Origin of the sequence: Rheinheimera nanhaiensis E407-8, assembly GCF_000296695.1 — a bacterium.
Taxonomy (GTDB): domain Bacteria; phylum Pseudomonadota; class Gammaproteobacteria; order Enterobacterales; family Alteromonadaceae; genus Alishewanella; species Alishewanella nanhaiensis.
The window spans coordinates 1-12,183 of record NZ_BAFK01000031.1 but is presented as its reverse complement, the minus strand read 5'-3'; the positions used below and the strand labels follow the sequence as shown (position 1 = coordinate 12,183).

The window sequence follows — 12,183 nt, the reverse complement described above, 5'->3', positions numbered from 1 at the left end:
TGCGGCTGGTTCACACAGCAGCTTAGTAACTGCACATGAAACCATTCGTTCCGTTCAACTCATTGATTTTTACTATTGAATAAAGTAAGCACCTGAGTGGAATGCTTGTATACCATTCCACTCAGGTGCTACCGGTTAACAATGACTTAGAACTGGTAGGTGGCGCGGATGAAGCCGCGGCGTCCTAAAAGATCATATGTCATAACGTCAGTGTTGGCATCGTTCCATGACGTCAGATACGGTGCTTTTTTGTCGAAAATGTTGTCGACACCCAGACTAAATGTTAACGCATCACTGTAGTACCATGAAGCTGATATATCGGAATAGGTAACTGAACCGACAGATTTACCAAGTGGGTCGGAATCAGTACCATTGACATCATCTGCACTGCCGATATAACGCAAGGAATAGCTTGCTGACCAGTCATCTGTCATCACGCTGTAGCTTAAATTACTACGCCATTCAGTGTAACTTCCTTGGTCCTCAGTAATAAAACCTACTTTGTCGATAGTAGGTTGGCCTTGGAATGGAGTGCTTTCATGTTTTAGCAAACGGGTGATGTCTAAAGTCGCTCGGCTGCTCAAACCAAAAAGGTTAAATTTGTATACCGTGTTAAGGTCAACACCGCTGACAGTTTCTACCGCAGCATTCACCGGGCGCTGATTCAACTCATTAACCTGGTGAGTTACCGGATGCCGGGTAAAGGTATCGCAGAACTTCGCGTTACCGATAGGGTCTTCATAGCATAACCGCAGCATATCGGAACCATTAACAGATGTAATAGCTTCGTCGATTCTAATATCGAAGTAATCTATCGTCGCAGAAAAACCTTCAAGGAATTCAGGCTGCCACACGATACCTACTGTGGTAGTGTCAGCCGTTTCCGGTTCCAGTTTGGGGTTGCCGCCAACACTGGTCAGAATTGTCGTGCCGTCCTGTACAAAATCTGCGGGTACACCTGCCGCCTGGCAGTTTGTAGCTATCGCGCCGGTAGCATTTTCACAAGGGTCTATCGTGCGTAGGTTTTCGCCATTGGTACCGCCGAAGAGCTCAGTAATCACTGGTGCACGAAACGCTGTTGAACGCACAGCACGCAGCATCAGGCTGTCGTTCACACTCCATGTTAAACCCATTTTGTAAGTCGTTTCCGCGCCTGCTGTGTTGTAATCGGAGTATCGTGCAGCTAGTTCAACTGATAACTGTTTAACCAAAAACTCATTGGCCAGCAGAGGGACGGATAACTCACCAAAAATTTCATTGACATCATAACTTCCGCTGATGGGATCCTCTAATCCGTTACGCAGTACCGTGGAATCGGGATCTCGCCATCCTTTTTCTGTTCGACTTTCAGCACCGATAGCAAAACCTAGACCGCCTGCTGGTAGCTCATATAAATAACCATTCATATTTGCAGACCAGACACGCATTTCATTGCCACCGGTTCCTTCACGGCGGTATTTTACGTAATCAATAACGTCTTGCGTCAGCTCGTTTTTCCCGAACCAGTCACCACAAGGAATACCATTGCTGTTGTCATAGGTGCAAATGCTATCATCTAAAGTTTGTGCAGCTCGGTCTGGGTCAATATCAAAGGTCCAGCCATCAGTACCAGTATTGCGGCCATAGTTGTACGATATGTCCCACTCCCAGCCATTGCTTAATACACCGGTTAGCCCCGTTACAACCCGAACAGTATTAGTTTCCTGGAAAAAATAAGGCGCGCCCAGTTCGGTATTACGCCGACGTAAAAACTCTAGATCCTGACCGGTAGGGTTGTATTGAAAATCGGCATCGACTTTGATACCAGCGAAACCATTCCTCGGTGTAACGATTTGCTCCCCCTGCCGGTTAGCGTAACTTGCTTCTACAAACAGCTGCACCGAGTCATTAATGTTGTAGTTAGCAAAGCTGGATATATTTATCCGCTCCATTGGGCTGACAGCATTGAGATAAGGAATGGAGTTAAAACTGTGTATTGCGCTGTTATAAGGGCCATAGTTGTTACCGTTCGTGGCGGTATCTGGATCCAAGTTAAACTGAACCTGAGTTCCGTCAGCCAATAACGCACGACCACCTTCGCTGGTGGTGCTGCCAAAACACTCAAAAGTGCCATCTTCTGTACCGTACTTTGAGCATGCAATACGATCAGATTGACGCACCGCAGACGTGTTGTTGTAACTCAAATTTACAACCACATTACCCTTGTCAAATTCGCCGCCCAGTGTCAGGCTCAAATCCTGATTTTCAGCATCGCCCTTATCCGACATACCAGCCTTCACGTTTAGCTCAGCGCCGCTGAACTCTTTTTTGGTGATTATATTCACCACACCGGCCACCGCATCGGCACCATATACAGCCGATGCGCCGTCTTTTAAAACTTCAATTCGCTCAATCATTGATGTCGGGATCATATTCAAATCGACCGAACTATTGGCACCAGTACCTCCGCCGACGACGCGACGGCCATTTAACAATACCAGAGTACGCTTAATACCCAGGCCACGTAAATTGACCTGCGCGGTACCATAACCACCACTGGTCCAGTAAGCGTTGGTAGCGTTACCAGCCACACCAGCTGAAAAAGACATTTCCTGCAGCAGGTTTTCTACATTAGTAATACCTGATGCACTGATATCAGCTGAGGATATAACCGATACTGGACTAGCTGTTTCAATATCGGTACGTTTAATTTTTGAGCCGGTAATTTGAATACGTTCAACTGGCTCACTGTCTTGCGCCTTCGCTTGCGTGGAAACCGCCACCGCACCGGCCATCAACATCGCGGTATATACACGACTAGGCGTCATATTTATTGCTGTCATTGAATGTTCTCCTGAGTAGCATTTGTACCAGCTGAAGCCGGAATTTATTATAAAGTCGCTGCTTGCTCAATTGTTATACAACAGCATACCGGTATATACAACGGCAGTTTTGAAATTAATTTTCTAAGATTGCCTTGGTAAATACCGATTGAGTTGATTAAAAATTGACAGCGTAGCCGCGTGGTATATACTGGCACAGTGTTGCTGACATGTAACTTGTGCGAAACGCCCATTTAGCACCGATCAAACGTGGAAAATCTGTTGGCGGAAGTGCAACCCAGTATAAAATTACCGTTCATGCATTGAGGTGTAATGGTATAGCTGTATATCCACTTCAAACTTATTGTTAATAGGTAATATGGACATTGCATGAAGCTGCCAAAGTACCGCCTCATTTCTAATGAGATTAAAAAGAAGATAAGTGCCAGTTTATGGAAAGCTGGCAGCCAAATCCCGTCGGAAACCGAATTGGCCAACCACTTTTCGGCCAGTAGGATGACCGCGCGAAAAGCCGTCGAAGAGCTGGTCAACAGTGGCGTACTTGAGCGCGTTGCCAGTGTAGGTACATTTGTAAAGGAACCTGCCGCGCAAAGTTCGTTATTGGAAATCCGCAATATCGCAGACGAAATTCGCTCCCGTGGTCATGTGCATAAGATGACCGTGTTAAGCAAGCTGACGCTAATCCCCAACGACGCCATCGCATTTACGCTGTCACTTAATAGCAGAACGGTTTATAAAATTATCATCGTGCACTCAGAGAATGAGCAACCTATTCAGTTGGAAGAACGTTATGTAAATGCTGAACGGGTGCCGTTGTTTTTGCAGCAGGATTTTAGCAAGATAACTGCCAGTGAGTATCTAAACTCAATAGCACCAGTCACTGAAGCTGAAATAACGGTAGAAGCGGTGATGCCTACGAAAATACTAAAGCACAACCTTCAAGTGGACGATGGAGTACCGTGCCTGAAAGTCACCCGGATTACACATTCTCACGGCCAACCGATCTGTTATGCAGTTCTGTATCACCCTGCCAACCGGTTTAAACTCACAAGCCACCTGGATATCAATGCTTGATTTTGCCCATGGTGTAATTCACGTACACTCGGTGGCCTTTGCAGAGAGTGGATCAATAAAGATACCGGCGTGACTGCGTTGTCGTGTTCAGTAATTACCCTACCGCCACACCCCAAGCTGATGCAAATTCATACGAAGGCATCACCACTATTACTGCCGTTAGACATGGCTTTGGTGAACCGCTGGCTGGATGAAAGCACTACTGACCCAAGCGAGTTTGAGCCACTGCTGCAGCCATATATACCCTATGACCTGATAGCACAGCAGATAGATAAACCGAGTACTTACAATTATCTTGATATGTCATCGTTCATTACCAAAGATTAGGCTAGCTAGCTTTTAAACTGCATCAGCTCCTCTGACAATTTTGCAAAAATACTTTTACTAACCTCTTTCTTGTGCGTTGTGCCATACATTGCGTGACCCGCTTTAGATGCGATTATCGTCAAGTGGGTCTTAGCTCTGGTAAACGCGACATAGGTGTTACAAAGCTCTTCCTTTACCGTTCCAAGTGAATAGTTATGAAACGTAGGATCAAACACATAGCAATGCTCAGCCTGTTTCCCCTTCGATTTGTGGTAGGTCATACAGACATCTTCTATCTCAGGAAAAACTGAAACGGAATATTTCGATTTCAACTGCTCCAATGCCTTTTTAACTGACTTTACGTGTGTATTGTAACGACACAAAATAAGGACTGAACTTTCGCCATTCTCCAACAGCTTTTCCAAATCTGACATTACGTAAGAGATGCCATCTTTTATATCGATGAACTCAGCGAATCTAGGAAGAAGACCGTCTTTATGCACAACTAGCGATTGGCTGTAATTCTTATTTATCTGAAATCGAAGGTTATTGGCTAAGTTTACGATTGGCGCTTTAGACCTGTGATTCTTAACCAGATAGTAGTCTTCGCAATAACCGAAGTAGTCTTCGAGTAATTTCTTGCTGAACTTTGCCGCGCCCCTGAAACCGTACATAGACTGAGCAGGATCACCGACAAAGAACAGATTACAGCCTTTAGAGCTTAAAACTTTTAATATTCTGAGTTGGGTTTCGTTAGTATCCTGAGCCTCATCCAGAAACACGTATTCTGGTATGGATAGGCTGTCTAAACGCCCGTCCTTTTTGAACTGTTTTAGCCGGTTATCCATCTGGCTAAGCATATCGTTAAAGTCTCGCTTAGCATTTTTCCGTTTCCACGTAACATAGGCTTTTATGGTTTTCTTGATGTCCGAGCTAAAAGGAGAAAGCATAGTAGCGGTTTTCTCTATGCACTTTTCATAATCCTTATCATCAAAATTGACGCTGTAGCTCAAGATGCTATAGGTGTAGCGAGCAATATCTTGCTTTTCGAAGTGCTTAAGTAACTTGGATTTCTTAGGTATGCAATCCTCTATTATTTCAATACTCTCTGGCATCGCAAGAACCGTCGCAGGATCAATGTTGTTGAGAAACCGATTACACCAACTACTAAAAGTGCCAACGAATATGCCATCCTTCAGAAGTTTTGCTTCTTCTAGCCTTCCTGCAAATTCGTTGGCGGCATCATTAGTGAAAGCTAACACACATATACTTGAAGGTGCTTTACCGGTCTTGATTAAATGTTTAACACGCTCAACGATGATGTCTGTTTTACCAGAGCCAGGAGTTCCTTCAACGTAAATACAACGTCCTTCTGATTTAACTATTTCAGTTTTTGAGCTTTGTTTATTTCTAAGTTTTTTTGCCAGAGGTGCTAAGTAATGTTTCGCTTCTAGGGTAGCTTCTTGATAGTTACCTAATGGCTCGTCTTTGATGAGTTTTACCGGATTATAAAGTGCTTCTTTTAGTTTCTTTAGTTTCGATTGAAAGGCCACTATTACCTGGGCTTCATCAAACTTATACAGATATTTGTTAGATTTGCATTTGAAGTGTTTTGCCATCAATCTACGGACTGCTTGCACCTCACCAGCTGTCTTATCACCAATTAGCGATACCACTTGGTCTTTATCTAACTCTGCGACAGCCTTAGGCCGCAAAAACATAACACGGTGGATCTTGGGGTCAACCTGCTCTAGAAAATCTAAAGGTATGGGTTCCTTACGCTTAAAGAACTGCCTTACTTCCAAACGTGCAGAGGCCGCATTCATGCTAAACAACTGGTCAATATCGTCTATGTGATCAGCAATTTTGCTAAAGTCACAATTCAAATCAGATAATGCACGTTGTATAAAGAACTTAAACTCCTTTAGCACCTTGTCATAAACGATGTCATGGCTTTTGCTTTTCTTTCGCTCACCTATATAGGTCGTTTCTACTATCGATTTATTGCCTGGAAAGCACTCGCTAACTCTAACCTTATTCTTCGCCCTTAGAGGAAAGCAAAACAGCTGAGATAGGCCATGCATGATGTAGCCGGTATCCATACGAAGCAGTAATGCTTTGCTTAAAAGCTGCTCGTAACGCCGACGTTCGATTGTGGATACAAACTGATACAACATAAAAGAGATAAGAGCTGGCGTTAATCTGGTAGGTATAAACTCAATGACACAGTTGTATGCTGCTTTCTGTTTCTTTTGCTGGTTACGCTTTTCCAGCGGATTGGCGATATAGATATCCATAAACCGGTAGCTATCGTTATCCACTGTCAAACGAAACTTATGAGTAAAATACGGCTTTTTATCGTTTCTCTTATAGAAGGAGTTTTTGGTGCCTAACTTAACTTTTTCTACCTTTAGTCTGGTGCCTCTACCTACCTTTACCTCAGTAATATTGTCAATTTTTGCTTCAGGCGGCACCGTATTAGGATCACTAGCTTTATTTAGATTATCACTAATAAGCTTGTTAATGGCTGTGAGGGTAAGGTCTAAACCAATTTCAATATAGTCAATATCGACCCCATTAGCCGATATACCAGCAATAGCTTCTTTGAGAAGCCTATCTTGGTATTTGGCTATATCTGGGTCTTGTATGACGGATAAGGCTTTCTCTTTTATCTGAGTATATGCCAGCCAACGAGGGTCAGTTAACGCCGCAATCGAGCTGTTGTGCCGTAAATCGAGTTTATTACTGTGTTTATCAACAGCAAAAATCTTACTCGGATAGATGGTTTTATTGAACTCGAAAACGGCAAAATTGCTCATATCCGGCGTAGATTTGTCTTTAGATGGCATGGAATAAGCAATCCTTATGGTATTGATATTACGGGATAAATGGCGCACATTAAAGAGACAAGAGCAGCAAGAGTAACTGCGAACTCGCAATTGCGAACTCGCAGTCGGTTCTCAGACCAATGTATTACTCTACATTTTCGTTCACATCGGTGAGTTCGTCGTCTTCTTCCAATTGATTATCGTCAAAGAACTCGTCCTCTTCTTCATCCTCTTGATTCAACAAAATCTTCGATTTTGTATGAATGTATGTCAGATCTTCGTGATTAAGGAGCTCAAAGAATGCTTTCATTACCGCAAGTTTTGGGTGCTCTACTACGTCGCTTTTGTCTGTAAGACTCTGAAGCTTGCCAATTAACTTGCGGCGTTCATTAATGTATTGTTCATTTTCTTTTACTGATTTCGGCCCAGGATAGTTAATCTCTAATTCGTCAAGGTCATGCTCATTTAACTCATAATCGTCATCATCAATATCATCTTCAGATGAGTTCACATCGTCGCCTGCCACATCGCTGCCACCATAAATATCTAACATAAAATGAGTAAGATAGTTATGGCCATTCATTGCAAAATCAATCGCATCATCTAGCATATCAGGGTGGAAGGTTTGGACATGCTTAAGCATCTCCTTTAAGCTCCATTCAGTTTCCAGTTCACGTTTCAAATCGGCTTTTGGAAGACTAGCAAGCTGGTCAGCTTTTGTTAGTTTAAGACTGCGTTCGTCCCAACGACTGAAACCGTATTTTGATTTGAATTCCTCCTCATCGGCAATTTCAAAAATGTCGGGATGTAATTCAAAGTCAATTTCACAGTAATTTTCATCCCGGCAATCATCGGGGAGAGCTTTATCAAGAACCTTCACGATATTACGGCTCATGTTCTTAAATGTCTCATCAACACTCTTCTTGGTTAATTCGCTACGAAGCAAGGAGTCTTGCATATCCTTTCCTAATTTTTTCTTTAACTCGATTATAGCTTTTACTTGAAGCTCAAAATTTACTGCACCAAGGGTTATCATTGCTGAATCGCTGTAATAGCCAACATAATCAGGTCCAAATAGTTTTATGGCTGTATTTGCAGCCATCATGTGCTTAATTGCGGCATCATAGGTGATTGATAACTTATTAATAACATAATCTTTAAAACTTTGATAACCAAAAGCCTCGTACCCGCGGTTGATTTTCATCAGCAAAAGGTTGAGCCTGAAGCGCTTTTGATCTTGTGTCATTTCCTCCTGCACAAACTCAGCTTGCTCAAGCGTCAGCCCTATAGTAGGGTCTTTAAGGAGGGTTATCTTCTCTTCATGTGTTATGGTAATTTCACTCATCGTTATGTCCCATCATCAACTAGAACTGCTCGTGGTGCACCATGCATACACGTTCGCAGAACTGGAACACAGATTAATTCCTAACTCATTTCACGAAATCCCGCAGAAAATTCTGGTCAACACTCTGAGCCAAAAACGAAATAAATAGTTTTAAATCAGAATTTTAATCATAATAATAAAGTCTCATGTTGAACATATTTTAAAATTCCAATTTGTTTTTGATGGGATGACTAGATATCTTCTTTTGACTTTAAACTTAAGTCTCTGTTTTATATTTTATTTTTAACCATAAAACTTACATTACTTTATTTTAAGTTGGTGATAGAAAATGTCGGATAATCTTAGATATGGAACTGAAAATAACCCTATTAGGCTAATACAAGACAATTCATTTAGAGAGATGGCATCCCGTTGCCCACGAATAGCCACTGGAGCTGGGATCGCAAACATTGATTTGGGTAAAATAAGAGGCGATGAGAATACAGATCCTTTTCTAATCTATGTTATGAACCTTATCAGTAACCCAAATATTGATGATAAAGCAGTACGCCTTGGATGCTGGTTATACTCCGATAGCCAGCTATCTTTGGGTGACGTAATCTACGATCTAACCGATATTGGTAAACGACCATCGCTGCGATTTTTAGGCGATGAGGATTACATTTATGTTGGTAACCCCACCACTCAGAAATACCAGTACTATGAAAAGAAATTCCCAAAACTAATAAAAGAGCTATCTGACATTGACATCGAGTTCACGAGGGATGAGCTGATTAATTCGATCAGTAACCTGCATGAATTTTACTATATAACAGCTACAGACATATGCCCAATAAACAGCTTTTTAGAAACAAAAAGCGAAATTCACACCAAAAAAGAAAAACAGCATGAGAAGATTTTAAGAAGTGAAAAATATATAGGGAAACAAAAAAAAGTTGATAGCTCTACTTCACTTGCCCATATACATATCACAACATCATTAACTAATAAGTCCATCGCAGGGAAATGGACTCCTTTTGTTGAGCCAAGCTCAAAAAAGCCTGATGAATAACCGTGTCATAAATACCCCTCGCCATTCCACCCAGACCAGCGCTACCATAGTGTAGCGCTCTTTCTTGCGCTTCCCTTCTAACTCTATTTCAATCTGATTATCACTATCTAACGAGGTGCTCTATGAGTACAGCTTCGCCGTATTCGCTTTACCTGAGCAGGCTGTCGGCTAATAGCAAAACGTCTATTGCGTCACAGCTTCGTAGTATCGCTAAAATCATGGACTGGCCGGTTGAAGATGAAGCACGCTTTCACCGAATTAACTATCAGGACATGCTGCAAATACGCGCTATGCTGCAGCATGCAGGCTGGGCAGCACGCTCGATTAACCGGGCGCAAGTCGCTATTCGCAGTATCGTCAAAATCGCTGTCATGATGAAGCTAGCCGATAGCGAGCAGCTAAATCAGCTTAGTAGCCTAAGTAAGCTTAAACATGCCGAATACCCCGGCACTGCGCTGACAAAGCAACAGGTTCAGGCTCTATTTACACTTTTGGAACGTTCAACATCCGCAGTAGGTAAGCGCAATGTGGCGCTATTCGCGGTATTGCTTGGTACTGGCCTTCGACGTAGTGAGCTGGTAGCGCTAGAGCTAAAAGATGTCGATTTGAACAAACAAACGCTGCTAGTGCGTAATGGTAAGGGTAATAAATCCCGCACCGTATTTTTACCCAAGTGGTGCCTGAACTATCTTCAAAGCTGGCTGAAACTGCGCTCTATGCAGCCGGGATACCTGTTTTGTTCGATGTTTATTAGTGGAGTTGTCACGCTTGATAAGCCGCTAAGCGTTTGGCTGGTGTACAGGCTAATCAAAGACAAGTTACAGCATATTGGTGTTGCGAATGCCTCACCGCATGATTTACGCCGCACCTTTATTACGCGCTTGCTAGAGCAGAATATCGACCTTAATACAGTACGACAGATGGCCGGTCATGCGTCTATTACCACCACAACCATTTATGACAAGCGCGATATGCAGTTTATGCAGCAGGCAGCAACGGCACTTAACTATGATATAGCCGGGGGCAAGCATGATAACCCCGCCTAATACGCCGCTGCCATGTCATTACTTAGCAGCGTTTTATGCCAGAAACGTGATCAGCTTGATAGATGTGGACTTGGCGATGACGAATGTTAGTCGCGCCATTATAAAGCGCATCAGCGGCCATCCGTTTGATACCAATATTGAGCTGACTACGGCTTCTGCGCTTAAGCACTTAACTATTGCTGATACAACGCCTGAACTGACCGCCCGAGTAGAGCAGAACCTGGCCACACTCTGCACCTTGTTTAATGCAGCGCCAAACTTTGGTCCTGCCCTGGGCTTTTTGGTACTGATGAATATCAATCAGGGGCTTAATCAGCTGGTGGATTTTGTGGGAGGCCACTTTGAAGAAAAGGCACTGGAAAGACTGCTTTGTGAGGTATCCGGTTTAAGCGCTAACGATGTCTCGCACAGCTTATCGGTGTTACAGCAAAACGGCGTAATACTGGTAGACCGGTATTTGAATGAACTGCAGGACATCACGATACCGGCCAGTATGCTGTATGTGCTGACTAACGAGACGATAGAGAGTAAATCGCAACTGCTACAGCATGTGCTATGCGCCAGCACACCAACAACATTATCAACCTCGGATTTTGAGTATGTCGATGTGGCGCTATTGCAAGGCTACCTGGCCGAAGCGGTTAGCCAGCAGCTTAGCGGCGTAAACATCCTACTCTATGGCGAAGCCGGTAGCGGTAAAACAGCCCTTGCCAAAGTGCTGGCACAGAGTTTATCCGTACCGCTCTATGAAGCCCGCAATATGCGTATGGACGATGGATTTTTATCTAATGAGTTTGGCGCAAAAAGCTCAGACACCCAACGTATTCAGTACATCACCATGCTGCAAAGCTTAATGGGCGGCAGCGCCATGATGCTACTGGTCGATGAATGTGAAAGCCTGTTTTACAGTGCTGATACGCATTACTCAAAAGAGTCGGTGCATCGGTTATTGGAGCATAACGCCGTGCCGACTATCTGGATAACCAACCATGTTGACCAGTTAGAGCACAGCTATATTCGCCGCTTTAAGCTAGTGATGCCGGTTAATGCACCGAAAGACGAAGTGCTTGAAAAAATGAGCCGTACCGAGTTTAAAGGCTTAGGCATCAGCAGTGAGTTTCATGTACAGCTGAGTAAAACCCCAAACCTGACACCAGCACTATTAGCCAATGCCTCTCACGTCGCCAGAACACTGGGCGTGAAGCGTAATCTGGCACAAGGCGTTATCGATGATGTGATTGAAAATAGCCTCACCGCCTGCGGGCTATGGGATGACACCATGCGCTATCAGGCCGAATTGGCGTTTGATATGTCGCTACTAAACATCAAAGAGTCCGCAGCGGTGCTCAAACAGATTAACCATGCTGTTGCGAATAACGCACCGATACGGGTATTAATCAGTGGTCCGCCAGGCACCGGTAAAACCGCGCTGGCGCATTATCTGGCCGAGCAGCATAAGCGGGAACTAAAGCGGGTATTAAGCTCGGATGTACTGAGTAAATATGTCGGCGGCTCAGAGAAACAAATAGCACGGCTGTTTCAGCAAGCGCACCGCAACAACCAGATGTTACTGCTAGATGAAGTAGATAGCCTGCTCACCAGTCGGGAGCGGTTAAACATGCATCATGAGCGACAAGTGGTGAACGAACTATTGGCGCAGCTTGAGTGCTTTAGCTACCCGCTCTTTGCTGCAACTAATTTCGAAACAGCT

At 43.7% G+C, this 12,183-nt stretch carries 7 protein-coding genes and 1 pseudogene; 5 read left to right on the top strand and 3 right to left on the bottom strand.

Translation table 11 applies throughout. From position 1 onward, the window contains the following. Positions 1-146 precede the first annotated feature (146 nt). Positions 147-2,822 carry a TonB-dependent receptor gene (locus tag RNAN_RS17310; protein ID WP_008224192.1) on the bottom strand — a complete coding sequence of 892 codons (2,676 nt, stop codon included), beginning with the start codon at positions 2,820-2,822 and terminating at the stop codon, positions 147-149. Between the two features lie 369 nt (positions 2,823-3,191). On the opposite strand from RNAN_RS17310, the gene hutC reads away from it, so the two are divergent. After that, a complete protein-coding gene (gene hutC, locus RNAN_RS17305; protein WP_008224191.1) occupies positions 3,192-3,896 on the top strand; it encodes a histidine utilization transcriptional repressor HutC in 705 nt (234 codons plus the stop codon). A gap of 36 nt (positions 3,897-3,932) precedes the next feature. Next, a pseudogene (locus RNAN_RS17300) lies at positions 3,933-4,223 on the top strand (SOS response-associated peptidase family protein); the annotation flags it as partial. Positions 4,224-4,228: 5 nt separating this feature from the next. On the opposite strand, the gene RNAN_RS17295 reads toward RNAN_RS17300, so the two are convergent. Together RNAN_RS17295 and RNAN_RS17290 are read right to left on the bottom strand one after the other, a co-directional pair. Continuing rightward, on the bottom strand, positions 4,229-7,051 hold the full coding sequence (locus RNAN_RS17295) for a UvrD-helicase domain-containing protein (protein WP_008224188.1): 2,823 nt from the start codon (positions 7,049-7,051) through the stop codon (positions 4,229-4,231). A gap of 124 nt (positions 7,052-7,175) precedes the next feature. Next, positions 7,176-8,375, bottom strand: coding sequence for a hypothetical protein (locus RNAN_RS17290; RefSeq protein WP_040552513.1), 1,200 nt, complete (start codon positions 8,373-8,375; stop codon positions 7,176-7,178). Between the two features lie 328 nt (positions 8,376-8,703). On the opposite strand from RNAN_RS17290, the gene RNAN_RS17285 reads away from it, so the two are divergent. The 3 genes from RNAN_RS17285 to RNAN_RS17275 all read left to right on the top strand — a co-directional run. Continuing rightward, entirely contained in the window at positions 8,704-9,426 is a 723-nt protein-coding gene (locus tag RNAN_RS17285; RefSeq protein WP_040552510.1) for a hypothetical protein, read from the top strand. A 122-nt stretch (positions 9,427-9,548) separates the two neighbouring features. Next, a complete protein-coding gene (locus RNAN_RS17280; protein WP_040552508.1) occupies positions 9,549-10,472 on the top strand; it encodes a tyrosine-type recombinase/integrase in 924 nt (307 codons plus the stop codon). Continuing rightward, on the top strand, positions 10,456-12,183 hold a 1,728-nt coding region (locus RNAN_RS17275), incomplete at its 3' end, for an AAA family ATPase (protein WP_040552506.1). The genes RNAN_RS17280 and RNAN_RS17275, both read left to right, overlap by 17 nt.